This window comes from Romboutsia sp. BSD2780061687b_171204_C1 (assembly GCF_015560225.1).
GTDB classification, from domain to species: domain Bacteria; phylum Bacillota; class Clostridia; order Peptostreptococcales; family Peptostreptococcaceae; genus Romboutsia_C; species Romboutsia_C hominis.
In genome coordinates this window covers 524840-551684 of record NZ_JADMRK010000002.1, presented here as the reverse complement: position 1 = coordinate 551684, position 26845 = coordinate 524840, and the positions used below count along the sequence as shown (strand labels likewise).

The following is a 26845-nucleotide window of genomic DNA, read 5'->3' as shown; positions in this document are numbered from 1 at the left end:
GAGAGGTTAGTATTATGGACTACAAATTAGCATACGAAAACTGGATAAATTGTTCTTACTTTGATGAAGAAACAAAAAATGAGTTAAGAGCAATAGAAAATGATGAAAAAGAAATAAAAGAAAGATTTTATAAAAACCTAGAATTTGGAACTGGTGGACTAAGAGGTATAATAGGTGCTGGTACAAATAGAATAAACATATATACAATAAGAAGAGCTACTCTAGGAGTTGCTAACTATATACTTAAAAATATGGGAGAAGAAGGTGCTAAAAAAGGAGTAGTAATAGCTCATGATAGTAGATTTATGTCTAGAGAATTTACATTAGAAGCAGCTAAAACTTTAGCAGCTTGTAATATAAAAACATATATATTTGATGAGTTAAGACCGACTCCAGAACTTTCTTTTGCAGTAAGATATTTAAACTGTTCAATTGGAATAGTAATAACAGCTAGCCACAATCCAAAAGAATACAACGGTTATAAGGTGTATGGTCCAGATGGTGGACAAGTTTGTATAGATATGGCAAATGATATAATAGCTGAAGTCAACAAAATAGAAGATTATAGCACTATAAAAGCTATGGATTTTGATAAAGCTGTAAATGAAAAATTAATAGTAGAACTAAATGGTGATGTAGATACTGCTTTTATAGATGCAGTTAAAAAGCAAGTTTTAAGACAAGACATAATAAATGAATATGGAAAAGATTTAAAAGTAATATTTACACCAATACACGGTACAGGAAACAAACCAGTAAGAAGAGCTTTAAAAGAAGTTGGCTTTGAAAATGTTAAAGTGGTAAAGGAACAAGAAAATCCAGATTCTAATTTCTCTACAGTAACATATCCAAATCCAGAAGAAAAATCAGTATTTAATATAGCAATAGAAATGGCTAAAAAAGATGGTGCTGATTTAATACTTGGAACAGACCCAGACTGCGATAGAGTTGGGGTAGTAGTTAAAGATGCTAATGGAAAGTATTTTGTATTAAATGGTAACCAAACAGGTTCATTATTAGTTAGATATATAATTGAAAGTTTAGTTGATAAAAACAAATTACCATCTAATCCAACAATAATAAAAACAATAGTAACATCAGAACTTGGAGCAGAAATAGCTAAGCATTACAATGTTGATTGTTTAAATACATTAACAGGATTCAAATTCATAGGAGAAAAAATGAGTGAATTTGAACAAACTAATGAAAAGACATTCATAATGGGATATGAAGAAAGTTATGGATACTTAATAGGAACTCATGCAAGAGATAAAGATGCAGTTGTAGCGTCTCTTATAATATGTGAAATGGCAGCTTATTATAAGTCAAAGGAAATGAGTTTATATGAAGCTTTAGTAGATACATACGAAAAGTTTGGATACTATAAAGAAGATTTAAAATCTCTAACTTTAAAAGGGATAGAAGGTATAGAGAAGATTAAAGAAATAATGAACTATTTCAGAACTAGCAATATAAAAGAAATAGCTAATATAAAGATAGACAAAATTCTAGATTACAAAGAAGGTATAGATGATTTACCAAAAGCTGATGTACTTAAGTTTATATTAGAAGATAAAACATGGATAGCAGTAAGACCATCAGGAACAGAGCCTAAAATTAAGTTCTATGTTGGAGTAAATTCAGATAGCCATAAAAAATCAGATAAGAAAATTGAAGATATAATGAATGCTATAAGCACATTAGTGGAATCGATATAATTTAATAAAATAAAAACTTAAAATGTTAGGGATTAATCTCTAACATTTTAAGTGTATAAAAGGAGTGATAGAATTGATACCAAAGAAAATCCATTATGTTTGGATAGGTGGACCTAAAGGAAACATAGAGAATATATGTATAAATTCTTGGAGAGAAAAAATGCCAGACTATGAAATAGTAGAATGGAATGAGCATAATGTTGATATAGAAAAAGCCATAAAAGGAAAGAAATTCTTAGAAATATGTTATGAAAAGAAATTATGGGCTTTTATATCAGATTATTTAAGAATAAAGGCTCTTTATGAACAAGGAGGTCTTTATATGGATACTGATATGCAAGTATTAAAAGATATAACGCCTTTACTTGAAAAGAGTGATATATTACTTGGGTATGAGTGCGAAAAATATATAAATGGAGCAATAATAGGTGCTACAAAAGGACACAAGTTCTTAAAAGAATTGCTTGATTTCTATGAAGAAGATATTATGAATGTAGATTTTTATACAATTCCTAGAATAATAACTTACATATTAGAGAATAAATATGAAAAAATAGATAGAAATAAATTTAGTGATAATATAGCAGTATACAATGAAGAATTTTTCTATCCATTTAGTTATAAAGAAGATTTTTATTATGACTGTATAACAGAAAATACTTATAGTATACATTGGTGGGGAAAAAGTTGGGCTAAGAAAAGAAGTTACTTCTTAGAGAGCAAACACTTAAAAGGAGTAGACAAACTTGTTAAGTGTGCAAAAATATTTGCAAGTAATACTTTACTAAGTATTAAAAGGAGAAGATAATTATGCTTGAAAGATTAGAGAAATTTCATATAAAGGAGATATTATTTACTTTAGCTTTAATAGCTATAATATCTAGAAAATACATAATGACATTTGCAAATAGAGTAGTAGATACAGGTCCATTAGGTTCACTTTTATTTTATGGGTCTATGGCTATACTAGGACTTATGTTTTTTATGGATTTTAAGAAAAATATAACAGAAATAATCTTAGTGTTAATATCATCAGTAATATATGTTTTTAATGGAGAAGGAGCTATATTGGTACTAGTACTTTTAGCAATAGCTGGAAAGAAAATATGTGATAAATATATAGCTAAGAATTATTTAATTATATCGACTATATTATTGATAATTACTCTTATTGTATTTAATGCATTTCCATGGCTACAAACTAATAGTGAAGTTCACTATAAATATATAAAATTTTTAAATATATTCATACCTAGATTAGATTTTGGTCTTGGAAACCCTAACTTCTTATACTTATTTATGGTTCCAATATATGTGGCATATATATTTTTAAGATTTAAAAATTACAATAATATTGATAGAATAATTATGTTTGGTTCTGTACTTTTTATATATGCTATAACTTATAGTAGAACAGGATGCTACTCATTACTAGGAGGGCTAATATTTGTTGAGATAATGAAAAGAGTTGATATACAAAACAATAAGATATTAGCAAATCTTTTTAAGATTACTCCAATTTTATTAACTATTATAAGTGTAGCAATAGGTACTATACTTACAGACAATGTTTTATTAAATAAATTATTATCAAGTAGACCAAAACTTTGGAATGTATATTTACATCAACAAGGTAATTTCTTAAGTTTATTTGGCAATAAATATAGCAAAACTACCATAGCATTAAATGCTCTAGATAGTTCATATGTGTATATATTATGTACACTTGGAGTTATCGGATGTGCATTTTTAATGTTTTTATTATATCATGGTATAGATAGCTTTATAAAAAAATCTAAAAAAGAGTACTTAGTAGTAGTATTTATATTCTTAATGTATGGATTTACAGAAAATATGCTTGTAAACTCAGCATTTAGTTTTGGGATAGTGCTTTTAGTAAAGGAACTTATATTAGAAGACAAATTTAGATTTATATTTGACAAAATAAGGAGATAGGAGAATTTAATATGCTAGTATCATTAATAATGCCAACTTTAAATAGATATGATGAAATATATTTATTAATGGATAGTTTAAAAAGACAAACTTATAAAAATTTTGAATTGATAGTAATAGACCAAAATAAAAATGATAAAGTTAAAGAAATAATAGATAACTATGTTAATGACATGGATATAAAATACGTAAAAAGTGATAAGCCAGGATTAAGCTTAAATAGAAATATAGGTATTGATATGGCTAAGGGTCAAGTAATAGGATTTCCAGATGATGACTGTGCCTATGAAGATGACACTTTAGAAACAGTAGTAAACTTTTTCAAAGAAAACGAAGACTATAGATTATTTAGTTGCAAAACTATGGACTTTAATAAAGTTGATTATTTTAAAAAGATGTATGATGGTGAGTGTGAAATAACAACTACTAATATAATGGATACATTAACATCTATAACATTTTTTATAAACTTTAAAAATGATAAGTATACTAAATTTGATGAAAAGCTAGGTGTAGGTGGGATATTTGGTTCAGGAGAAGAAATAGACTATGTACTAGATCTAATGAACAAAGGATATAAAGGAAGATATTTTGGTGAGAAGATAATATTCCACCCAGCAAAAAAGCATTCTAAATCTAAGGAAAAATACCAAAGAGACTTTAACTATGGTAGAGGATTTGGAGCACTTTGTAAAAAGGAAATAGTTTATAGAAAAAACTATAAATTTATAAAAGTAATGGGATATAAAATAATAAGAAATATTGGTGGTATCATATTAAATAAAGATAGAGACTATCATGATGCTACTATAAAGGGCAGAATAGAAGGATTTAGACAATACAAATTGTAAAAATACGATGAGGTAAATTTATGAACAAAATAAAGATACTAATGAACATGGTTGTGGCTGCAGCAATATACCCATTTAAAAAATCTAATTTCAAAGGAAAAAATATTTGGTTAATTGGTGGACATGCAGGTGATATATATGATGATAACTCAAAGTTTTTATATGAATATATACTAAAAAATCATAAAGAAATAGATATTTATTGGGTGATAGATGAAAGTAGTAAGGTAAAGAATAAAATACCAGGCAAAAAGCTTATAAAAGGAAGCGTAGAAAATTATTTATATTATTACAATGCACAAGCAATAATATTCTCGCATGCACCATCAGCAGATATAGCACCATATAATTTTGCAGTACCTGTGTTAAATAGATTCCACAAAAAAACATTTAAAGTGTTTTTAAATCATGGAGCTATAAGTTTTAAAAAGAGAAAACCTATGAATGCAAAGCTTAAAAAATTAATAGATGAATTAATGAAAAGCTACAATATGGCAACAGCAATATCTGATTTTGAAAGAAACATAATGGTAAATGAGTGGATGATGGATGATGAAGCTGTTTGTGTTTTAGGTAGCGCAAGACAGGACAACCTTCCACTAAATAAAGAAGCTAAAAGTAAAGACATATTGTATATGCCAACTTGGAGAGATTGGATAAAATTTGGTGAAGGTAAATTTACTGACACAGAATATTTTAAAAATATAATGATGTTTTTAAATGATGAAAGATTAAACAATGTGCTTGATGAAAAAAATGTAAATATTAAGTTTTATATGCACCATTTAATGCACGAATTTATAGATGATGTAAAATCCAATATAACAGGTAAAAGAATAGTATTTTTAGATAAAGATGTAACAGTAGCAGATGAAATAACATCTTCAATAGCTAATATAACAGATTATTCTGGAGTGGCGATGGACTTTTTATATATGAATAGACCGATACTTTTCTACCAATTTGATGTAGATAAGTATAAAAAAGAAGTAGATTCATATATAGACTTAGACAATGAAATGTTTGGATACCTAGCATACAATAAGGACCAAGCAGTTGATGAATTAATAAAATTAATAGAAAGTAATTTTGAAGTTAAAAAAGACCAAGAAGATGCTAGAAATAAATTCTTTGCATATAATGATAATCAAAATTGTGAAAGAATTTATAACTGTATAATAAAGAAATTAAACAAATAATATAAAAGTATGAGGAAGACGATATGAAAAAAAGTTTAGTATCTATAATTACTCCCATGTACAATTCAGGAAAGTTTATAAAATATACAATAGAATCTGTTTTGAATCAAACTTATGATTATTGGGAAATGCTAATAATAGATGATTGTTCGACTGACAATGGTCCAGAGATTGTAAAACAATATATGGAAAAAGACTCAAGAATAAAATATATAAGAGTAGAAACTAACCAAGGAGTTTCTAATGCAAGAAATATAGGATTAAGTCAAATGCAAGGACAATTTATAGCATTTTTAGATAGTGATGACATATGGGAAAAAAATAAATTAGAAAAGCAAATATCATTTATGAAGAAAAATAATTGTGTAATATCTTTTACATCTTACGAACTTATAAATGAAGAAAATAAAAAACTAGATAAGGTTGTTAGAGTACCAAAAAGTGTAGATTACAAAACCCTACTAAAAGGAAATATACTAGGTTGTTTGACAGTTGTAATAGACAGATCAAAATTAGACTTTAAGATAAAAATGAGTGGTGCTAAACATGAAGATTATGTACTATGGTTATCTATACTTAAAAAAGGATATTTAGCTTACGGAATAGATGAAGTTTTAGCACAATACAGAAAATCAGCAACATCTCTTAGTGGAAATAAAGTAAAATCAGCAATGTGGACTTGGAACATATACAGAAATATAGAAAAAATACCACTACATAAATCTATATACTACTTTATAAACTACGGAATAAATGGGATAAAAAAAAGTTAGGAAGGACATAAGATAAATGTATAAATATAAATTTACTATTTTTACACCAACTTATAATAGAGGGTATATATTAGCTAACCTTTATGAAGACTTAAAAAAGCAAACATATAAAGACTTCGAATGGCTAATAGTAGATGATGGTAGTACAGACAACACTAAAGAATTAATTGAAGAATTTAAAAATGAAGGAATATTAAATATAAGATATATAAAGAAAGAAAACGGTGGAAAGCATACAGCTATAAATACAGGGGTAAGAGAAGCTAACGGAGAGTTTTTCTTTATAGTAGATAGTGATGATGGATTAATGCCTGATTCTATGGAATTAGTAGAAAAAGAATGGGAAAAGTTAGATAACAAGGAAGAGTTTTGTGGTGTAGTAGGTCTTTGCGCTAGAAAAGAAGACGGACAAACTCTAGGTACTGAGATTCCAAAAGAGCATAAAATAAGTCATTTTGCTCAGTTATATTATAAATTTGGAGTAAAGGGAGATAAAACTATAGTATTTGTAACTGATATATTAAAGAAGTATCCATTTCCTGAAAGAGAAGGAATTAAATTCCTGCCAGAAAGTGTTGTATGGTATGAAATTTCTAAATATTATAAGGTAACATGTATAAACAAACACATGATAATAAGAGAATATTTAGAAGATGGATTAACTAAAAATATCCTTAAAAAAAGCGCCTTAAAAGGAAGAGCTTTAGAGTATTTATATTTAACAAATCAAAATACTTATCCAATAAAAGATTTTCCATACATGTGGATTAAGAATTATATAAACTTAGCTAGATATTCATTATTATCAGATAGCAAGTATTTTAAAGAAATAAATAAAATAGGGGATAAAATAATGTATATACTATGCTTCCCTTTAGGTTATTACAAATATTTAAAGCAAAGAAAATTTGTAAAGGAGTAACTTATTAATAGCAAATAAGATTGCTACTAGATAAGGAGAGTATAAAATATGAACGAACCATTAGTATCGATAATAACTCCTGTATATAATGCAGAAAGATTTCTAGGTGATACAATAAAATCGATACAAAACCAAACATATAAGAATTGGGAACTTGTATTAGTTGATGATTGTTCAAAAGATAAATCTTCTGATATGATAAAAGAATTTCAAGCTAATGATGACAGAATAAGATATATAAAGCTTGAGAAAAACTCAGGAGCATCTGTATCGAGAAATACAGGAATAAAAAATGCAAAAGGAAGATTTATTGCATTTGTAGATAGTGATGATATATGGCAACCAGAAAAGTTAAAAATACAAATAGAATATATGCTAGAAAATAAATTAGGGTTTACATTTACATCATATAGATATATGAAAGAAGACGGGAGATTAACAAAAAAGGTTGCAAAGGCACCTAAAAAAATAAACTACAAAGGACTATTAAAAAATACAATAATAGGATGTTCAACTGTAGTTATAGATAAAGAAATAGTTGGAGAGTTTAGTATGCCATTAGTAAGAAGAGGTCAAGATACGGCAACTTGGTTACAAATACTTAAAACACAAGATTATGCTTATGGTATAGAAAAAGATTTAGTAAACTATAGGCTAGTGGGAGATTCTTTATCAAGTAATAAAATAAAAGCACTTAAAAGAACATGGAATACTTATAGAAACGTAGAAAAATTAAGTGTACTTAAAAGTTCTTATGTATTTTGTTTTTATGTAATTAATGCAATTAGGAAAAGATTATAAAATATACACAAATTATATTTATAAAGAAATTTGAAATTTTCCTCCCTTAAACAAAATTTAAGTGAAGGAAATTTTATATACATTTTGGAGGAGAAAGTCATGAAAATTGCAATAGCTGGAACAGGATATGTTGGTTTAGTGACAGGAGTATGTCTAGCTGAAGTAGGACATGAAAATGTAGTATGTGTTGATGTTGATGAAAAAAAGGTAAATCTTATGAAGTCAGGTATAGCACCAATATATGAAAAAGACTTAGAAGGTTTAATGAAGAAAAATTATAAAGAAGGAAAAATAGATTATACTACTAACTACAAAGAAGCATATAAAGATGCCGATGTAATAATGATAGCAGTTGGAACTCCAGAAAGAAGAGATGGCTCTGCAAACTTAGACTATATAAAGAAGGTATCTAAACAAATTGCAAACTCAATAAAAAAAGACACTTTAGTAGTTATAAAATCTACAGTTCCCATAGGGACTAATGAAAAAATAGAAAAGTTTATAAAAAATAACTTAAAAAATAATGTAAAAGTAGAAGTAGCATCAAATCCTGAGTTTTTAGCACAAGGAACTGCTGTAAGAGATACTTTACATGCATCTAGAATAGTAATAGGTGTAGAAAGTGACTGGGCTAAAGACATATTAGAAAGTGTATATAGTCCATTTAATCAACCAATAGTAGTCACTAATAGAAATAGTGCAGAAATGATAAAATATGCATCTAATGACTTTCTAGCGCTTAAAATATCTTTTATGAATGATATAGCAAACCTTTGTGAAATAGTAGGAGCAAATATAGAAGATGTAGCTAAAGGAATGAGCCTAGATGAAAGAATAGGAGATAAATTCTTAAAAGCTGGTATAGGATATGGTGGTTCTTGTTTTCCAAAAGATACAAAAGCGCTTCACTGGCTGTCTACTCATAATGGATATGAGCTAAAAACTGTTAAAGCTGCAATAGAAGTAAATGAAGCTCAAAAACTTAGATTAGTAAAAAAATCAGCAGAGTTAATTGATAACTTTGAAAATCTAAAGGTAGCTGTATTAGGTCTTACATTTAAGCCAGGAACAGATGATTTAAGAGAAGCACCATCTATAGTAAATATTGAATATTTATTAGAAAGAGGTGCCAAGATAACAGCTTATGACCCTGTTGGTATAGAAAATGCTAAGAAGATATTTAAAGATAATATATCTTATTCTACAAGTATAGATGAAGCAATAGAAGAAGCAGATGTTTGTTTCATAATGACTGAATGGAAAGATATTCTAAATTATGATATATCTAAATACAAAGAAAAAATGAATAAACCTTTAATACTTGATGGAAGAAATTGCTACAAAATGGAAGATATGAAAAGCTTAGGTATAGAATACTACTCTATAGGGCGTTAAGTAGAGATATTCAAATATTAGTATAAATCAAGAAAGGTAAATAATATGAAAACTATATGTTACTTAGCAGATGGGTCAAATCCACACACTATTAAATGGTGTGATTACTTTAAAACAAGAGGATATAATATACATGTTATATCCTTAAATGGTGGAAAAATAGATGGGGTTAAGGTACATGACTTTAGCGCTAATGTAGAAGAATTAAGAAATGAAAGTATATTAAAAAAATCAGGCTATATAAAGTATATAGGTGAAATTAAAAAGCTTGTACATGAGATAAAGCCAGATATACTACATGCACAATATGCAAGTAGCTATGGATTTATAGGAAGTTTTTTAGGATATCATCCATACATAATATCTGTATGGGGAACAGATATATATGATTTCCCTAACAATGGAATAATACAAAAGCAAATTATAAAGCATAATTTTAGAAAATGTGATTATATATTTTCAAATAGTAGAGATATGGCAAAGGAAGCAAATAAATACACAAACAAACATGTAGATGTAACTTTCTTTGGTGTAGACATGGATAGATTTAAGCCTATAGATGTTAAAAAAGATGACACATTTACAATAGGAATAATAAAAAGCCTTGAGAAAAAGTATGGAATAGAATATCTTATAAAAGCATTTAAAGAATTAAAAGATGAATATCCAAATAAAAAACTAGCATTAAAAATAGGTGGTTCAGGAAAAAATGAAGAAAACCTAAGAAATTTAACTAAAGAATTAAAGTTAGAAGACAGTGTTGAATTTTTAGGAAGAATAGCACCTGATAATATTGCTAAGACTTTCTCATCTTTTGATGTTACAGTATTCCCATCATTAAGAGAAGGATTTGGAGTTGCAGCTATAGAATCTCAAGCTTGTGAAGTTCCTGTAATAGTTACTAATGTAGGGGGACACCCTGAATCATTAGACAACAATAAAACAGGATTTATAGTTGAGCCTAAAAACCCTACACAAATAAAGGAAGCTATAATAAAGTTTATGAATGATGAAGATTTAAGAATAAAAATGGGAAAAGAAGGCCGTGAGTTTGTAAAAAGCAATTACGAAATAAATCTAAACTTTGGAGATATAGCTAAGATATATGAGAATATATTAAATAAATCTAAATAAATTATACATTTTTTATTATTAATGATATAATAAGCATAGTTAGTGGCTTAGTCTTAAATAAACGCTGTTTATAGGGGGCTAAGCCTTATTTTGTAATTTCTTTGCAAAATTTGTAGTATGGAGGGGATTTATTTGAGCAGTATGAATTTATCAAAAGATAATATATCAAGAGTCTTAATTATTGGTGGAGGATGTGCTGGTGAGATGGTAATACATGAACTAGAAAGAAATCCACAATTAAACAAAAAGGCTATAGCAATAATAGATGATAATTTATCTAAAATAGGCAAAAAAATTAATAATATAGAAATAGTTGGAACAAGGGATGATATAGATAAGGTTATAGAAGAATACAATATAGATGAAATTATATTTTCAATAGCAAATATATCAAAAAAAGAGAAAAAAGAAATAATGAACATCTGTAAAAATACAGAATGTAAAATAAAAACAATACCGGGGATTTATGAAATAATAGATGGAAAAGTTGATATAAAACAAGTTAGAGATGTAGATATAACGGATTTACTGGGAAGAACACCTATAGAAGTAGATTTTAAGATAATGGGTCAATATATACAAGATAGTACTGTATTAGTTACAGGAGGGGGAGGTTCAATAGGTTCAGAGCTTTGTAGACAAATATCTCGTTTAAGACCTAAAGAACTTATAATAGTAGATATATACGAAAATAACCTATACAATATCCAACAAGAGCTATTAAGAGCTTATGGAGATACCTTAAAAGTAAAAGCAATAGTAGCATCTGTAAGAGAAGAAAAAAGAATGGAAAAAATATTTGAAAAGTACAGACCAAATGTAGTGTTTCATGCAGCAGCACATAAGCATGTTCCTTTAATGGAATTTAGTAAAGGAGAAGCTATAAAAAATAATATATTTGGTACTTTGAATGTAGCTATGCTTGCTAGTAAATATAATGTTAAGAGATTTTTACTAATATCTACAGATAAAGCAGTAAACCCAACTAATATTATGGGTGCTACAAAAAGAGCTGCCGAGATGATAATACAAACTCTAGATGAAAAAAGTGATACAGAGTTTGTTGCAGTTAGATTTGGAAATGTGTTAGGAAGTAATGGAAGTGTTATACCATTATTCAAAAAACAAATAGAAGAAGGCGGACCAGTTACTGTAACTCATCCAGAAATAATAAGATACTTTATGACAATAGAAGAAGCAGTAGGTCTTGTTATACAAGCAGGTGGTATGGCAAAAGGAGGAGAAATATTTGTACTTGATATGGGAGAACAAGTAAAAATATTAGACCTTGCTAAAAACTTAATAAAACTTAGCGGATTAGAACCAGATATAGATATTGAAATAAAGTTTACAGGATTAAGACCAGGTGAAAAGTTATATGAAGAACTTTTACTAGAAGAAGAAGGATTAAGTGATACAAGACATAAAAAAATATTCATAGGAAGTAGAATAGAATTTGATACAATGCAGCTATTTGAAGGATTGGACAAGCTTTATCATTTAGTTAAAGAAGAAGATGAAGATGGATTAGAAGAGGCTATGAAAGAGCTAGTATCAACATATAAAAATCCAGAAGAAGTAAATGTATTATAAAAAAGTAACAAAATTGTTACCATTTATTTGAAAAAAATGTAAAATAGTGATACAATTAATTTATAAAAAATAATGAGGGGTGAATTATGGGGATAAGAAAAGAGAAGAGAAATTTAATAACAAAGGCTACAAGTATGATGATACTTTCAGGTAGCTTACTTATAACTGCTAATAATCAAGAAGCTTATGCTGATACAGCATCAAGCCAATCATATATAAAAAGTACTATACAAAAAGGAACAGTATACAACTGTGGTTCATTAAATGTAAGAAAAGGACCAGGAACATCAAATTCTATTATAACAAAGGTATACTCAGGAAACACTGTTGAGATACAAGAGAAAAATAGCAATGGATGGTATAAAATAAAGACTCCAAATGGTCAAATAGGTTGGGTTAGTGGTGCTTATATAAGATTAGCATCAAATAATAACCAAGGTAGTAGTGTAGCTAGCAGCCAACCTACTCAAGCTATAAATAAAAATGGAGTGGTATATAACTGTGGTTCATTAAATGTAAGAACAGGACCAGGAGCATCAAATTCGATTATAACAAAGGTATACTCAGGAAATAGTGTTTATATACAAGAAAAACACAGTAATGGTTGGTACAAAGTAAAAACTTCAAACGGCCAAGTAGGTTGGGTAAGTGGATCTTATGTAAAAATACAAGAATCAAATAATAACCAAAACAACAATCAAAATAATCAAGTAACAAATAATAATAAAGCTAAGAAAATAGTAGATTTAGCTCATAAGCAATTAGGAAAGCCATATGTATGGGGTGCAGAAGGCCCAAGTAGCTTTGACTGTTCCGGATTAACATCGTATGTATACAAAAATGGTGCAGGTGTAAAATTACCTAGAACATCTAAATCTCAAGGTACTGTTGGAAGATATGTTAGTAAAGCTAACTTAAAGCCAGGTGATTTAGTATTCTTTGCATCAAATGGAAAGACTATAAATCATGTTGGTATATATATAGGAAATTCGAAAATGATACATTCTCCTAAGCCAGGTCAGAATGTTAGAATAGATAGTATAAGTTCTGGATATTATGCTAAGAACTACTTTACAGCAAGAGCTGTATTATAATATAAAAACACCTCAAAGTTAGTTGTTTAACTTTGAGGTGTTTTTTTATAAAGAAAAAATTCTTATTAATTAATTAATTTATGATAAATCCATTTTTATATATAAGAGATGATTTTTTCCAGAAGGTTAAGTTTAATTGCTTGACAAAAAAATGTTATTTTAATATACTAAACGTTGGCGTATAAGACAGCTTTTATTTAAAATTCTAAAATTTGCTTGAAATTAAATACAGGAGTGAATAAATGATAAATAAAAAAAGATATTATAGCTTAGATTTTATAAAGATAATAGCTATTTTTTTAGTATGCTTCTATCATTTTACTACTATAAGTCGTAATCTTGCGGTAGATAAATCTATAAATGCTCATATTAATTATTATGTATATGGAATAGGAAGTGTTTGCGTTCCATTATTTTTTATGGTTAATGGTGCATTAACATTGAATAGAGATTTTGACTTAAAAAAACATTTAAAAAAGTTAACAACATTAGTAATATTAATCTTCTTATGGGGAGCAATTCAATTGTTAATATATGCAATTATAAAAGGTGATAATTATACAATAAAAGGATTTATATATGCTCTTTTAGATTGGAGAAGAGAAAGAATTGACTCTTTATGGTTTTTACAAACTTTAATTTGTCTATATATAATTTTCCCTGTGGTTAAGTTGATATATGACCAAGAAGATAAGACATTACTTAAATATACATTAATAATTGTTGGCTTTTTTACCTTTGGAGTTGTACTTATTAATATGGGGATAAATGTTATCCAATATTTTGTAGGAAAAGAAAATTTAAATAGAAATTTTATAAATTTATTGACAGATCCATTTAATCCATTTAAGGGATTTAGAGCATATTCATTAATATATTTTATTAGTGGAGGTTTGATAGTTAAGGCTATTGAAGAAAAAAAGTTTAAATTAAGTAATAGTAAGCTTATATTTATACTGCTGATAAGTTTGCTAATATTATTTTTATATGGTTCTATGATGACTATACGTAATAGTTACCTTTATGACACTGTATGGAATGGATATGACACAGTTATGACTTTTTTTATATGTGTTGTGATATTTATACTTTCTTTTAGATATGAAGAAAGATTAGCCAAAGTAGGCAATATTATTAAATTAATAGGAACTAATACTCTTGGAATATACTTATTACAAGGTATGGTAGGAGCTTATTTCAAACCAATTTATATGCAAATACCTTTTAATTCTAACTTAATTATGAATATAGTATTTGCAACTTTTATAGTGTTAGTATGTTTAAGTATAACATTAACTATGAAAAAAATACCTTTAGTTAAAAAACTATTTGAATTATAATAAAAGTAAATATGAACAATAAAAGAGTATATAAATAGGTAATTTCATTTTATATACTCTTTTATAATACTAATAATTATATTTATAGAAAAGTTATAGAAAAGATAATTTATGTATAAATTTTTAAAGTATGTACTAAATTAATTACTTAGAATTATAATATATTGTTAATTTATACAATAAATACTATTAATTGACTGTATAGATATGTTTCTATATACTATAAATTAAGTTTAAAATTTGGATTTTATATAATAGGGGGAAGAAATGAAGAAACTAAAAGCATTTATAGTATCTTTTTTAATGATACTATCAGCATCAACTGTCAATGTATCAGCAAGTGATAAAGAGATGAGAGCAGCTTGGATATCAACAGTTTACAACATGGATTGGCCTAGTAGTAAAAATAATGAAACTGCTCAAAAAAGAGAGTACATAGAATTATTAGATAAGCTAAAATCTGTGGGAATAAACACAGTAGTAGTTCAAGTTAGGCCAAAGGCAGATGCTATTTATAAATCAAATATAAATCCTTGGTCAGAATATTTAACAGGTACTCAAGGAAAAGACCCAGGTTATGACCCATTACCATTTTTAATAGATGAGGCACATAAAAGAGGTATGGAGTTTCATGCATGGTTTAATCCATATAGAGTAACAACTACTGGAACAGACTTAAGTAAACTAGCAAGTAACAATCCAGCTAGATTACACCCAGACTGGGTACTTAAGTGTAAAAATGGAAGAAATGAAGCGTTTATATACAATCCAGGACTTCCTGAAGTTAGAAAGCATGTAGTGGATTCTGTTAATGAGGTTGTTAAAAATTACAATATAGATGGAGTTCACTTTGATGACTACTTCTATAGAAGTGGTATAGATGATAGTGACACTTATAATAAATATAAAAAGCCAGGACAAAGTATAGAGGACTGGAGAAGAGAAAATGTAAATACTTTATTAAAAGAAGTTAAAACTTCTATAAAAGAAATAAAGCCAAATGTAGAGTTTGGAGTAAGCCCAAAAGGTATATGGAGAAATAAAGATAGTGATCCAACAGGTTCAGATACAAGAGGAGCAGAGAGTTATTCAGATGACTTTGCAGATACTAGAACTTGGATAAGACAAGGCCTAGTAGATTATGTAGTTCCTCAGCTTTATTGGCCAATAGGATACTCTGCAGCTGATTATTCAAAATTAGTTAGCTGGTGGGCAAATGAAGTAAGAGGATACGATGTAGATTTATATATAGGACAAGGTGTATACAAAAATGGGACAGGAGATTACCCAGGTCAAGATGTAGCAGGAGAAATTAAAGAACAAATAAACTTAAATAGACAATACAGTGATATAAAAGGAAGTATGTATTTCTCAGCACGTGATATAGTAAAAAATTCTAAACTTCAAAGTGACATGAAAGACCTTTATGTAAATAATATAAAAATAACAGAGCTTAAAGGAGAAGATAGATACGAAACAGCGTGTAAAATAAGCAAAGAAGGATGGAAAGAAGGAGCAAAAACTGTAATACTTACAAATGGTAATTCAGTAGTAGATGGAGTAACAGCTACACCACTTGCATCAGTAAATGATGCTCCAATATTACTAGTTCAAAAAGACGGTATACCAACTTCTACAAAAGATGAAATCAAAAGATTAAATCCAAGTAATATAATAGTTATAGGTGGAGAAGGTTCTGTAAATAATAAAGTAATGGATGAATTAAAATCTATATTACCAAGTGTGTCATTAACTAGAATAGGTGGCATAGATAGATATGAAACATCTCTTCAAATAGCTAAAAGAATATCAGAAAAAGTTGATATAAATAAGGTATATTTAGCAGGTGGATATGGTGAAGTAGATGCATTATCTATAGCATCACAAGCTGGTATAGATAAACAACCTATAATATTATCTGGAAAAGATAGTTTAAGCGAAAATGTATATAATTGGTTAAAATCACAAGGTATACAAGAGGCTTATTTTGTAGGTGGAAAAACTGTATTATCTGATGAAGTTATAAAACAAGTAAATAAAATAACTTTAAATAATGTATTAAATAATAGAATATCTGGTGATGATAGACAAGAAACTAATGCAAAGATAATAGGAAAGTTTTATCCTCAAAATAAATACAACACATTACTAGTAACAAAAAGCAACCCACTAGTAGATGCACTAACAGCAGGACCATTAGCTGCAAAACTTAATTCTCCTATTGTTATCTTAGGAGATACTATTAGTGAAACTCAAAAGACTGTATTAGGTGTAAAAAATACACAAAGCATACACAAAATAGGTGGGGGAATAAATGATACTGCCTTTAATAATGTAGTAAATTTAGTTAAATAATAGTAGATTGTTAATAAAAAAGAGTTATTCTATTTAACTAGAATAACTCTTTTATTTATATAATTATAATAAAAACACCCTATAAAAGTTTATAGGGTGTTTTTAATTAAAAATCTATTTCATATTAGGATTATCTTTAGGCATTATATCCTTGAAGATAAAGTCATGTAGTATATCTAAACTATCTGGAGTAAATTCAAGTACCCATCCAGTTTGATGACTTATAATATGACCTGTACTGTGAACACCATCATCTATAGGGAATTCCATTTGCTTTAACTCTAAATTACCCATACTTAAAACTTTAGTACCTAATCCTATTATTTCAGTAGGACTCATGTTAGTTCTAACATAAGGAAGTATAGTATTTAATAACTCAGGGTATTTAGTTACAGGTAAATTCTTAACTCCGTTTATTAGACCTTGTATAACATTTCTTTGTCTTCTATCTCTTTCAAAAGCAGAGTCATTCTTTCTTATACGAGAGTAAGAAAGTAATTGGTATCCATTAAGTTTTTGGTTACCAGCATGTTCTATATACTTAATTTCACCTTTATTAGGGTCATTATCCCACTTATAAGTTTCTGGTATAAACTTATTCATTTCTTTTATTTCATTTTCTTTAACATCTACTTCAACGCCACCTAATGCATCAACTATATCCATAAATGAATAGAAGTTAACAGTAGCATAGTCTTGAATATCAACTTCGAAGTTTTTCTCGATAGTTTCTATAAGTAAGCTTTCTTTTCCATATGCATAAGCATGTGTAAGTTTTTGTTTTCCATGTCCAGGAATATCAACATATGCGTCACGAGCTAGTGATGTAAGTTTTAAACTCTTATTCTTGTTATCAATAGTAAGTATCATCATCGTATCAGATCTTGATGTTTTTTCACCAGGTCTTTCATCAGTACCTATTAATAGTATATTAGTAATTCCTTTTTCATTTTTATATTGATTGTTGTTCAATATATCTGAGTTTACACTAGAATCATGAATACTATTTAGTTTAAAGTATAGATATCCAAAGGCTGCTAAAGGAAAAGCAACAACTAGTACAGCCAAGAATATAACGAACTTTGCCAAAGGTGAAAGCCTTTTTTTATTCTTCTTTCTCGACAAAATAATCCCTTCTTTCTTTATCATTTTCCAACAATATACTTATTATATTAAAGTATAGCAATATATTCAATAGTATATATGTAACAAAAAATATACAAATATAACTTTATATATAATATATATCAAAATAAAGAACCTATTCATATAAAGTAATAAAGGTAAAAATAAAGAGGTGGAAGTAAATGTTATATGTTGATAAAAACCAAATCAACGAAGTGCATAAAGGAATATCTTATAACTTGAACTATCCAATTATACAAACTGAAGGTATAAACCATAATAAAGTAAATAAACTTAACAAAGATATGTATGAAGATGTAGAAACATTTAAAGAAGTTATAGAATTACAAAATGAATTTGACTATATAAACATAAATAAAAACATAATGTCAGAGTATAGTGTACATTTAAATACTGAAGATATGATAAGTATAGTTATAGAGTTTTCTCAAATAGCTGGACTATATGGAATAAGTTATATAAATTCATATAACTATGATTTAAAAGAAGGTAAATATATAACATTAGATGATTTATTTAAAAAAGACAGCTACTATATAAAAAGGATAAATGAAAAGATAATAGATAATATAGACTCTATACTAGAGAGGTATTGTTATGATGAAGAAGATATTGAAGGTTTTTTAGGAATAACAAAAGACCAATCTTTTTATATAGAAGAAAATGCAGTGGTCATATGTTTTTCTAGTTATGAGTTTGATAAATTAATATCTACACCGATAGAATTTAAGATTAGTTTTTATGAATTTGAAGATTATTTAAGTGATTATGCAAAGAAAAAAATATGCAGAAAATAATTTTTAGGGGGATAATATGCTAAAAGAATATGATAGAGAAAAAGCAGTAGCTTATGCTAGAAAATGGGCACTAGATCATAATCCTACTTATGCAAACTATGAACTTTATGGAGGTGACTGCACAAATTATATATCGCAGTGCCTAAGGGCTGGGAATATTCCTTTTGATAATATTGGAGAACATGTACTTAAAAAATGGTATTGGTATAGTGAATATTCAAGAACTCCAACTTGGACAGCAGCAGAGCCTTTTTATAAATATGTAGTAGGTAATAATAGCATCTCAACTGAAAACTATGGAGTATATGCAAGAGATGCAGTATATAATGAATTAGAGCTAGGAGATATAGTGCAACTTGTATATGATAATGTAGCATATCATGCAATGATAGTTACAGACATAATATTAGAAGGTGAATATTTATTAGATTACCTTATATGTCAACATACTTATGATTTACTAGATTATCCCCTTAGTTTAAAAGAGGGAGAGAGAAGATATATAAAAATATTAGGATATTACCAATAATATGAAATATATTGTTGAAATAAAAGTGTTCTCTAGCTATAATATTACAGAGAACATTTTTATTTTAAAATATTAATTTATAAAAAAATTAAAATATATAAAAAGGGAATATAAATGATTAGAGAAAAAATAAGAAGTTTTACAGAAGATGTTTGTGATCATAATGGATACACAAACGAAGTAAAAGAGGAAATTGAGTATACATTAAGTATATTTTTATTTGAAATAACAAAAATATTTATTGTTATATTATTATTTTCTTTATTAGGTCTTTTTAAAGAGATATCTTTAGTAATGATTGTCATGGGACTTACAAAACCATTTACAGGTGGATATCATGAAAGTACACAAATTAAATGCCTAGTAGCAACAATTATTCTATCAGGGATTATTATTATTTTATCTATAAATAATAATTTAAATTTTATTAGTATTATACTATTAAATTTAATAAATATATTTAGTGTATATCATCAAGCACCAATAATTAATGAAGATATGCCACTTACTAGGGAAGATTTAATAAGAAAAAATAGAATTATTGCAACAATAAGTTGTACTATATTCTTTATAATAGCTTTAATATTAAGCTCAAAAGGAATTTATAGTAGTATTATAACATGGACATTAGTTATAGACTCATGTCTTATGTTTAATAAAAAATATAAAATCAAAATTAAGGGGGACTAGCAAAATGAAAAAAATAATGGGTGGATTAATGTGTTTATTATCAGTGGTTGTTATGAATACAGGAGCAGCTTCTCTTTTATTAGTAGGAACTGAAAAAATGCCTGAATCGATGAAAAACAAGAGGTAATATGTTAAATATAGCAGACATAACAAATTCTATAATACAGTCTATATTAATAAGTTATTTTCCGTACTACTGTTTGAAAAAAGAAGGACTAATTAGCAAAAAGGATGGAACTATTAAATTTATACTTACAGCTATAGTTATATTTGCAAATATAATTATAGTAACTAAATTAATAGGAGGAACATCTTTATCTATAATTATAATGAATATACTTAACATGGTTATAATAGCATGTTCTTATTTTAACCATTATAGTAAAGCAATAACTTCATATTTTATAATATACATTATAATGCAAATGTCTGTGATAATAGCTGGGAATATACATTGGTCATATACACAAGATCTATTAAATAATCCTGAATTATCTACAATATTGACTATGTATTTACCAATGTATACAATAGAAATACTTATATTGGTATTTAAAAATAAAATATATTCAATATATAATATTTTTAGTAGATATAAATATTGCTTTGAAGTTGGAGTATTTTTCGTACTTTCTTTTGACTATATACTTTCTTTATCATTAATCATACATGGAAATGATAGTGTTGTTTTTAAGAATTTAATAATAATTAGTTGTATTGTATTTTTAATATCACTATTTATGTATGTTTTAAGTATAAACAAAAAAATTAATGAAATAGAAAAGTTAAATATAGCATTAAGTAATAAAAATAATGAACTTAAAAAAATAAAGCATGACTATGGTTCACAAATCTCTTACATAAATGGACTATATATAATGGAACAATATGAAAGATTAGGTGATCTTCTAAAACATATAATAAATGGAAATAATCAAGTATCAGGTAATATAAAAATTATATCAAATGAAAATTCTATAATTACATGTATAGTTAATTCTTTCGATTTTAAAGATATAAACATAATAGTAGAAGAGGAAAGCGACATCCAAAACTTAAATATATCAGAGTATGATCTGCAAAAAATACTATCAAATATAATAAGTAATTCTATAACAGCATTAGGCAATAATGGTTTAATCATTATAAAGACATATAAAATATTTAATAATATATATATAAGTATTAAAAATGATGGACCTAAAATAGAAGATAAAATAATTGATAAAATTTTTGATGAAGGTTTTACAACGAAAACAGATAAGAATAAAAAAGAAAATGGATTTGGATTAGCAATAGTAAAAGAATTAGTGGAAAAGAACAAAGGAAAGATTTATGTAGATAGCAATGTTGATTATACAGAATTTAAAATATTATTTTCAGTATAAAATATAGTTGTCATAAATTTTTACAGACGGTATTTTATCATCAGGGGTACTATAGCAAAACATAAAGGGAATATTTTAAATATATAAATAAATATTTAAGATAGTATAAAAGCTATGAACTGTATAGATTAAACTATACATTTCATAGCTTTTTTAATAATGTTTATTTTAAAGTATATTTCTATAGAGATTATAAGTATTTATACTTTGTAGATTATGTATATAAAGAATTTTATCAATATTATTTTCACTTAAGTACTTATCTATATCTACCTTATAATATCTAGGGTCAATAACATGTATCTTAGCATAATCATAAGCTAAAAAGGGGATAAAGTTATGAGCATAAGAATCTTTAAATATTAAAATTTCACCATATCCACTACCATCTATAAGACATATACCAGGATCTCCATGAAGAAAGTATTGATATTTATTTTTTCCACTTAGCTTATCTTTATCATACAAAGTATTGTATTTTTTATTAAAATCAATAGTTATATTAAAATTGTTATATTTATCATAAAAGTATATATCATCACCTTTTATCATAGGTAGCATTGCCTTTGAATAATAGGTACCATAAAAGTTATTAGATACTTTATTATAATCTTTTGAAATATTATCTATATTAAGTGTATTATTCATATCATCATAAGCTATTTTTGCCCCAAGCTGAGTCCAATGATGGTCTGTATTAAAGTATATTGGTAATTGTTTATATTTATTTAAAACACTATAAGGAGTATAAAAATTAATAAAACTATTACCATTAGATAGCTCTATGTCTTTAGAAATAGAGATTATATTATTATTTATATAATTTAGGGTATCATATTGATTATCAGTTATAGCCCAAGAAGGAAGTTCATCTTTATAAAAGGCTATAGAATTAGGTACTATCATTAAGGTAGAAGATATATTATATTTATCGTAAACATATTTTGACATATTTATGACCTGGGAAATATTTTTATCTATTATATCCTTATTAAATACAAACTTTTCCATAAGTCTATGTTTTTTTCCTAGATATATTTCTCTAAATTCTCTTTGCCCTACTAAATAACTAAAAGAATTTTTTATTTCTAAAAAATTAGCTCTAAGCGGAAATTGATCAGAAGTATAGTTATCAAAATCCTTAAAGAATCTTTTACTATAAATATCTTCTAGAGAAATTTGTGGAAACTGAGTAAGTATTTTATTTTCTATTTCACTAATTTTTTTATCTTGAGTAAATAATGTACTTAAAGGTACTATAAATATAAAAGCAAAGAAAAAAATTAAAGTCATAAGTTTTAAAATATTATAATTCTTTTTCAAAGCTTACCTCCTAAAATCTAAAATATAGAAATGGATTGAAAGAGGAGTCTACTAAAAATGAAGTCGCCACTATAAATCCAACAATTAAAGTTATAAATCTTAAAATTTCATATTTATCTAGAATTATTTTTATAATAGGAGTAGATGCTATTATAGAAAAAACTATTAAAATTATATTAGGTATAAAATAATAATAAAAAGTACTATCTACAAAGGTATTATTAAAGTTAAACATAGAGCCTAGATAGATTAAAATACTATTAATATCTGTTATCTCAAATATAACAAATCCTATAATAACTAAAAACATAACATATATATGACTTAAAAACTTAGGTAGTTTTTTTAGAATTTCTAATAAGAATAATTTTTCAATTATTAGAATAATACCAAAGTAAAGTCCCCACAATATAAAGTTAAAGCTAGCCCCATGCCAAAGCCCAGTTAAAAACCAAACTATAAAAATATTAAAAATCCATCTACTCTTACTACATCTATTACCGCCAAGAGGAATATATAAATAATCTCTAAACCATATACCAAGACTTATATGCCATCTTCTCCAAAATTCAGTTATAGATTTCGAAATGTAAGGAAAATTAAAATTCTCTAAAAGGTCAAAACCAAATATTTTACCAAGACCTATTGCCATATCAGAATAACCTGAAAAGTCAAAGTATATTTGAAGGGTAAAGCAGATTATTCCAAGCCAAGCCGTTAAATTAGATAAATCAAAAAAAGGTATAGATTTAATACTAAACCATATAGCCCCTAGATTATTTGCAATTATTACCTTCTTTAATATACCTATTATAAACCTATAAACGCCCTCATAAATTTTATCAAAACTAATACATCTATTAATAAGTTGATGTGATATATCGTGATATCTAACTATAGGTCCTGCAACTAGCTGTGGAAATAGTGTTATAAAAGTACCTAAGTTTATTATATTTTTTTGAACAGGAGAATCATTTCTATAAACATCTATACTATAAGACATAGTTTGAAATGTATAAAAACTAATACCAATAGGAAGACTAAGATTTAATAAAGGTATATTTAAATTGATTAAACTATTTAGTAGAGATATAAAAAAATCACTATACTTAAAAAAAACAAGTAAGCTTAAATTAATAATAATAGAAGATATTAAAGCTAACTTAGATTTAAAAGTTCCTCTGTATTTATCAATTATTAGAGCATGTACATAGTCAACTATACAAGAAAACAACATTATAAAAATATATACAGGTTCTCCCCATGCATAAAATATCAAACTAAAAACCAAAAGTACTAAATTTTTTATTTTGTTAGGAGATATAAAATAAAAAAATAAAACTAATGGTAAAAAATAAAATAAAAATGTTATACTGCTAAAAACCAAATTAATAAACCTCCTAAAGTTTATATAAAAAGAGCTGTCACAATTTATTTTGAGACAGCTTTTATATTTTTATTTTTCTATTACTTTTAATATTTTAGATTCTACATCTGTTGCATTATTAGTAGCTATAAAGTAAACATAATTCCCTTTATTTTTTAATATTGAATTAGCTGCAGCAGTTATATTATTTTCCCCACCATAACCATCTGCAAACATTTTAAATGAATCACCATTTTTATATTCATCAATAGCACTTTTAATCTTTTCAACATTGTCAGTCTTAACCACAAAAACATCTTGAAGATTGACATTCATCATAGACTGTAATACAAAGCCCTCTTGTATATTATCTTTTACAGATTCAAATATATAGAAGTCTTTTGCATCTACATCAGCTACTGGTTGAACAGGTAAAGTGGCTTCATTATTTATAGCATCTTTTATATCATTTACAGGGACATCTTTAACTTCAGCTTTAGATGAACATCCAACTAAGCCTAAAGAAAAAATAAGTGTAAATAGTGCTAAAAATTTTTTCATGAAAACCTCCCAAATTTATCCATATTAAATATAGTCTACTATATGTAATAGTTAAAATCAATTAATTTAATATTAAAATTATTGGTAGATATTACCATTTAAATTTAAAATATACACAATTAAATGTAAAAGTAAGGAACATTAAATTTAATATATAAGGAGTAATTTTTAGAAAAATTGTAAATAATTCCAATAGAGAGGTGAAGCATATGAGAATACCAAAACATGTTGGGATAATACCAGATGGTAATAGAAGATGGGCACAAGATAAAGGAATGGGGAAAGATAAAGGATATGAAAATGGATTAGATCCTGGTATTGAAAGTTATAGACAGTTAAGAGATTTAGGAGTTGAAGAAGTAACCTTTTATGGATTTACTACAGATAACACAAGAAGACCTAGTTATCAGACAGAGTCATTTACTAAAGCGTGTATTGAGGCAGCTAATAGGCTTTTAGATGAAGGAGCATCTTTATTAGTAATAGGAAATTCCGACTCTAAAATGTTTCCCAAAGAACTTTTACCATATACTACAAGAACTAAAGAAAAGCCAGGTCAGATAAGAGCTAATTTATTAGTTAATTATGGTTGGTATTGGGATTTAAATACACTAGCTAATGCAAAAGGAGTAAATAAAAATAATATACATAACAATATACAATCTAATGATGTATCTAGGTTAGATTTAATTATTAGATGGGGTGGTAGAAGACGTTTAAGTGGATTTTTGCCAGTACAATCTATATATGCAGATTTTTATGTAGTAGATGATTATTGGCCTGACTTTAACAAAAATCATATAAATGAAGCATTAGCTTGGTATGATCAACAAGATATAACCCTTGGAGGATAAAATCATCAATTAAATAAGGACATTAAGTTGCAATTTAACCTTCTTAAATGTTAAAATACATTAGAGAAATTCAAAATGATTTCAGGAAGGGATAGCAATGTCAAAAAGAAGGAATATAAGAAAGCAAAGTGTGAGAAAAACTAAAACAAGAAGAATCAACAAGAAAAAGCTAATCTTTGTAATTTGTATATTCATAGCACTAATATTTGGGATAAGTAAAGTTGCTGCATCTACTTCTAAACTTATAGGGAATATAAAAGAAGCTAAATCACAAGAAATACAAAAACAAAAGGAAATAGAGGAAAATAAGCAATTTGATTTAGAGTCAGAATCTAGTACACCTCTAGAAGCAAAACATACTGTGGTAATAGACCCAGGTCACGGTGGAGATGACACAGGAAATGTTGGAATTAAGTCACCAGGAGACAATGAAGCAGTATATGAAAAAGATCTAGCTCTAGACATATCAAAGAAGGTAGCTGCTGTTTTATCAAATCAAAATGATATACAAGTAATACTAACAAGAACTGATGATAAAACTTTAAATACTTCAGATAGAGCAATACTTGCAAATTCTCAAAATGCAGATGCATTTATATCTATACAAATGAATGCAGAAACAGGTGGTAATACTGCAAATGGGGTAGAAACTTATTATAGACAAGATGCAGACCCTAGCGATAAATCTAAGCAATTAGCAGAAACTATACAAAACACTATGAAAGCATATGTAACTATGAAAGATAGAGGCGTAAAGCAACAGCATATACAAGTATTACAACAAACATATATGCCATCAGTAGTAGTGGAATGTGGATTTATAAGTAATAAAGAAGAGAGAGATAAACTTTTAGATAATACTTATCAAAATAGATTATCAGAGGGAATTGCTCAAGGAATACTATCATTTTTAGATAAAAATAGTAAAAAGTAGTTAACTATTAGTTAGCTACTTTTTTATTATAAGATACTATAATTAAGTTTCATAGCTATTTAGATAGGTATATGTCGATTTAGGTTGATTTGAGTTTAAAATTAATTTACAATATTATAGTAATGA

Annotated in this window: 25 protein-coding genes; 21 read left to right on the top strand and 4 right to left on the bottom strand. The window is 26.8% G+C overall.

Going from position 1 to position 26845, the window contains the following annotated elements; translation table 11 throughout:
* The first annotated feature begins 14 nt into the window (after positions 1 to 14).
* From I2H23_RS07600 to I2H23_RS07535, 14 genes are all read left to right on the top strand, one after another.
* Complete coding sequence (locus I2H23_RS07600) at positions 15 to 1718, top strand: phospho-sugar mutase (protein WP_195581409.1); 1704 nt, start codon at positions 15 to 17, stop codon at positions 1716 to 1718.
* A gap of 73 nt (positions 1719 to 1791) precedes the next feature.
* On the top strand, positions 1792 to 2526 hold the full coding sequence (locus I2H23_RS07595; protein WP_195581408.1) for a glycosyltransferase: 735 nt from the start codon (positions 1792 to 1794) through the stop codon (positions 2524 to 2526).
* A 2-nt stretch (positions 2527 to 2528) separates the two neighbouring features.
* Positions 2529 to 3674, top strand: a complete 1146-nt coding sequence (locus I2H23_RS07590; RefSeq protein ID WP_195581407.1) for a polysaccharide polymerase — start codon at positions 2529 to 2531, stop codon at positions 3672 to 3674.
* Positions 3675 to 3685: 11 nt separating this feature from the next.
* Positions 3686 to 4525 (top strand): glycosyltransferase family 2 protein, encoded by an 840-nt coding sequence (locus tag I2H23_RS07585; RefSeq protein WP_092923948.1) that lies wholly within the window; start codon positions 3686 to 3688, stop codon positions 4523 to 4525.
* A gap of 20 nt (positions 4526 to 4545) precedes the next feature.
* Entirely contained in the window at positions 4546 to 5724 is a 1179-nt protein-coding gene (locus I2H23_RS07580; protein WP_092923951.1) for a CDP-glycerol glycerophosphotransferase family protein, read from the top strand.
* Between the two features lie 23 nt (positions 5725 to 5747).
* Positions 5748 to 6497, top strand: a complete 750-nt coding sequence (locus I2H23_RS07575; RefSeq protein ID WP_092923954.1) for a glycosyltransferase family 2 protein — start codon at positions 5748 to 5750, stop codon at positions 6495 to 6497.
* A gap of 16 nt (positions 6498 to 6513) precedes the next feature.
* A complete protein-coding gene (locus I2H23_RS07570; protein WP_195237169.1) occupies positions 6514 to 7419 on the top strand; it encodes a glycosyltransferase family 2 protein in 906 nt (301 codons plus the stop codon).
* A 48-nt stretch (positions 7420 to 7467) separates the two neighbouring features.
* Complete coding sequence (locus I2H23_RS07565; protein ID WP_092923960.1) at positions 7468 to 8220, top strand: glycosyltransferase family 2 protein; 753 nt, start codon at positions 7468 to 7470, stop codon at positions 8218 to 8220.
* A gap of 99 nt (positions 8221 to 8319) precedes the next feature.
* The gene (locus I2H23_RS07560; RefSeq protein WP_166505939.1) at positions 8320 to 9615 is read left to right on the top strand and encodes a UDP-glucose dehydrogenase family protein; all 1296 of its coding nucleotides are present in this window, start codon (positions 8320 to 8322) and stop codon (positions 9613 to 9615) included.
* Between the two features lie 45 nt (positions 9616 to 9660).
* The gene (locus I2H23_RS07555; RefSeq protein WP_092923966.1) at positions 9661 to 10749 is read left to right on the top strand and encodes a glycosyltransferase family 4 protein; all 1089 of its coding nucleotides are present in this window, start codon (positions 9661 to 9663) and stop codon (positions 10747 to 10749) included.
* A gap of 141 nt (positions 10750 to 10890) precedes the next feature.
* On the top strand, positions 10891 to 12342 hold the full coding sequence (locus I2H23_RS07550; protein WP_330615401.1) for a polysaccharide biosynthesis protein: 1452 nt from the start codon (positions 10891 to 10893) through the stop codon (positions 12340 to 12342).
* An 86-nt stretch (positions 12343 to 12428) separates the two neighbouring features.
* Positions 12429 to 13436 (top strand): C40 family peptidase, encoded by a 1008-nt coding sequence (locus I2H23_RS07545; RefSeq protein WP_195581405.1) that lies wholly within the window; start codon positions 12429 to 12431, stop codon positions 13434 to 13436.
* 242 nt (positions 13437 to 13678) lie between these two features.
* Complete coding sequence (locus tag I2H23_RS07540; protein ID WP_195581404.1) at positions 13679 to 14776, top strand: acyltransferase; 1098 nt, start codon at positions 13679 to 13681, stop codon at positions 14774 to 14776.
* A gap of 267 nt (positions 14777 to 15043) precedes the next feature.
* Complete coding sequence (locus I2H23_RS07535) at positions 15044 to 17131, top strand: family 10 glycosylhydrolase (RefSeq protein ID WP_195581403.1); 2088 nt, start codon at positions 15044 to 15046, stop codon at positions 17129 to 17131.
* Positions 17132 to 17245: 114 nt separating this feature from the next.
* On the opposite strand, the gene I2H23_RS07530 is transcribed toward I2H23_RS07535, so the two are convergent.
* Positions 17246 to 18256: an LCP family protein gene (locus I2H23_RS07530; protein ID WP_240275591.1), complete on the bottom strand. Its 1011-nt coding sequence runs from the start codon at positions 18254 to 18256 to the stop codon at positions 17246 to 17248.
* 182 nt (positions 18257 to 18438) lie between these two features.
* On the opposite strand from I2H23_RS07530, the gene I2H23_RS07525 reads away from it, so the two are divergent.
* The 5 genes from I2H23_RS07525 (at position 18439) to I2H23_RS07505 (ending at position 21681) form a co-directional block, all read left to right on the top strand.
* Positions 18439 to 19074 carry an RsiV family protein gene (locus I2H23_RS07525; protein ID WP_092923981.1) on the top strand — a complete coding sequence of 212 codons (636 nt, stop codon included), beginning with the start codon at positions 18439 to 18441 and terminating at the stop codon, positions 19072 to 19074.
* Between the two features lie 16 nt (positions 19075 to 19090).
* Complete coding sequence (locus tag I2H23_RS07520; protein ID WP_092923986.1) at positions 19091 to 19603, top strand: amidase domain-containing protein; 513 nt, start codon at positions 19091 to 19093, stop codon at positions 19601 to 19603.
* A 114-nt stretch (positions 19604 to 19717) separates the two neighbouring features.
* Positions 19718 to 20293, top strand: a complete 576-nt coding sequence (locus I2H23_RS07515) for an accessory gene regulator B family protein (protein WP_092923990.1) — start codon at positions 19718 to 19720, stop codon at positions 20291 to 20293.
* Positions 20294 to 20297: 4 nt separating this feature from the next.
* Positions 20298 to 20420, top strand: a complete 123-nt coding sequence (locus I2H23_RS07510) for a cyclic lactone autoinducer peptide (RefSeq protein ID WP_195581402.1) — start codon at positions 20298 to 20300, stop codon at positions 20418 to 20420.
* A 1-nt stretch (position 20421) separates the two neighbouring features.
* Positions 20422 to 21681: a sensor histidine kinase gene (locus tag I2H23_RS07505; protein ID WP_092923993.1), complete on the top strand. Its 1260-nt coding sequence runs from the start codon at positions 20422 to 20424 to the stop codon at positions 21679 to 21681.
* Between the two features lie 168 nt (positions 21682 to 21849).
* On the opposite strand, the gene I2H23_RS07500 is transcribed toward I2H23_RS07505, so the two are convergent.
* From I2H23_RS07500 to I2H23_RS07490, 3 genes are all read right to left on the bottom strand, one after another.
* Complete coding sequence (locus I2H23_RS07500) at positions 21850 to 23004, bottom strand: DHHW family protein (protein ID WP_195581401.1); 1155 nt, start codon at positions 23002 to 23004, stop codon at positions 21850 to 21852.
* A gap of 10 nt (positions 23005 to 23014) precedes the next feature.
* Positions 23015 to 24241: an MBOAT family O-acyltransferase gene (locus I2H23_RS07495; protein WP_330615398.1), complete on the bottom strand. Its 1227-nt coding sequence runs from the start codon at positions 24239 to 24241 to the stop codon at positions 23015 to 23017.
* A 219-nt stretch (positions 24242 to 24460) separates the two neighbouring features.
* A complete protein-coding gene (locus I2H23_RS07490; protein ID WP_166505930.1) occupies positions 24461 to 24931 on the bottom strand; it encodes a DUF4358 domain-containing protein in 471 nt (156 codons plus the stop codon).
* 209 nt (positions 24932 to 25140) lie between these two features.
* On the opposite strand from I2H23_RS07490, the gene I2H23_RS07485 reads away from it, so the two are divergent.
* Complete coding sequence (locus tag I2H23_RS07485; RefSeq protein ID WP_092924005.1) at positions 25141 to 25785, top strand: undecaprenyl diphosphate synthase family protein; 645 nt, start codon at positions 25141 to 25143, stop codon at positions 25783 to 25785.
* Between the two features lie 97 nt (positions 25786 to 25882).
* Complete coding sequence (locus tag I2H23_RS07480; protein WP_092924008.1) at positions 25883 to 26719, top strand: N-acetylmuramoyl-L-alanine amidase family protein; 837 nt, start codon at positions 25883 to 25885, stop codon at positions 26717 to 26719.
* The last annotated feature ends 126 nt before the right edge of the window (positions 26720 to 26845 follow it).

Bases quoted from the DNA above. Each gene is read 5' to 3' on its own strand.
- I2H23_RS07600 (WP_195581409.1), top strand. From the start codon at position 15: ATGGACTACAAATTAGCATACGAAAACTGGATAAATTGTTCTTACTTT.
- I2H23_RS07590 (WP_195581407.1), top strand. From the start codon at position 2,529: ATGCTTGAAAGATTAGAGAAATTTCATATAAAGGAGATATTATTTACT.
- I2H23_RS07585 (WP_092923948.1), top strand. From the start codon at position 3,686: ATGCTAGTATCATTAATAATGCCAACTTTAAATAGATATGATGAAATA.
- I2H23_RS07580 (WP_092923951.1), top strand. From the start codon at position 4,546: ATGAACAAAATAAAGATACTAATGAACATGGTTGTGGCTGCAGCAATA.
- I2H23_RS07575 (WP_092923954.1), top strand. From the start codon at position 5,748: ATGAAAAAAAGTTTAGTATCTATAATTACTCCCATGTACAATTCAGGA.
- I2H23_RS07570 (WP_195237169.1), top strand. From the start codon at position 6,514: ATGTATAAATATAAATTTACTATTTTTACACCAACTTATAATAGAGGG.
- I2H23_RS07565 (WP_092923960.1), top strand. From the start codon at position 7,468: ATGAACGAACCATTAGTATCGATAATAACTCCTGTATATAATGCAGAA.
- I2H23_RS07560 (WP_166505939.1), top strand. From the start codon at position 8,320: ATGAAAATTGCAATAGCTGGAACAGGATATGTTGGTTTAGTGACAGGA.
- I2H23_RS07555 (WP_092923966.1), top strand. From the start codon at position 9,661: ATGAAAACTATATGTTACTTAGCAGATGGGTCAAATCCACACACTATT.
- I2H23_RS07550 (WP_330615401.1), top strand. From the start codon at position 10,891: ATGAATTTATCAAAAGATAATATATCAAGAGTCTTAATTATTGGTGGA.
- I2H23_RS07545 (WP_195581405.1), top strand. From the start codon at position 12,429: ATGGGGATAAGAAAAGAGAAGAGAAATTTAATAACAAAGGCTACAAGT.
- I2H23_RS07540 (WP_195581404.1), top strand. From the start codon at position 13,679: ATGATAAATAAAAAAAGATATTATAGCTTAGATTTTATAAAGATAATA.
- I2H23_RS07535 (WP_195581403.1), top strand. From the start codon at position 15,044: ATGAAGAAACTAAAAGCATTTATAGTATCTTTTTTAATGATACTATCA.
- I2H23_RS07525 (WP_092923981.1), top strand. From the start codon at position 18,439: ATGTTATATGTTGATAAAAACCAAATCAACGAAGTGCATAAAGGAATA.
- I2H23_RS07520 (WP_092923986.1), top strand. From the start codon at position 19,091: ATGCTAAAAGAATATGATAGAGAAAAAGCAGTAGCTTATGCTAGAAAA.
- I2H23_RS07515 (WP_092923990.1), top strand. From the start codon at position 19,718: ATGATTAGAGAAAAAATAAGAAGTTTTACAGAAGATGTTTGTGATCAT.
- I2H23_RS07510 (WP_195581402.1), top strand. From the start codon at position 20,298: ATGAAAAAAATAATGGGTGGATTAATGTGTTTATTATCAGTGGTTGTT.
- I2H23_RS07505 (WP_092923993.1), top strand. From the start codon at position 20,422: ATGTTAAATATAGCAGACATAACAAATTCTATAATACAGTCTATATTA.
- I2H23_RS07495 (WP_330615398.1), bottom strand. From the start codon at position 24,241: ATGTTGTTTTCTTGTATAGTTGACTATGTACATGCTCTAATAATTGAT.
- I2H23_RS07490 (WP_166505930.1), bottom strand. From the start codon at position 24,931: ATGAAAAAATTTTTAGCACTATTTACACTTATTTTTTCTTTAGGCTTA.
- I2H23_RS07485 (WP_092924005.1), top strand. From the start codon at position 25,141: ATGAGAATACCAAAACATGTTGGGATAATACCAGATGGTAATAGAAGA.
- I2H23_RS07480 (WP_092924008.1), top strand. From the start codon at position 25,883: ATGTCAAAAAGAAGGAATATAAGAAAGCAAAGTGTGAGAAAAACTAAA.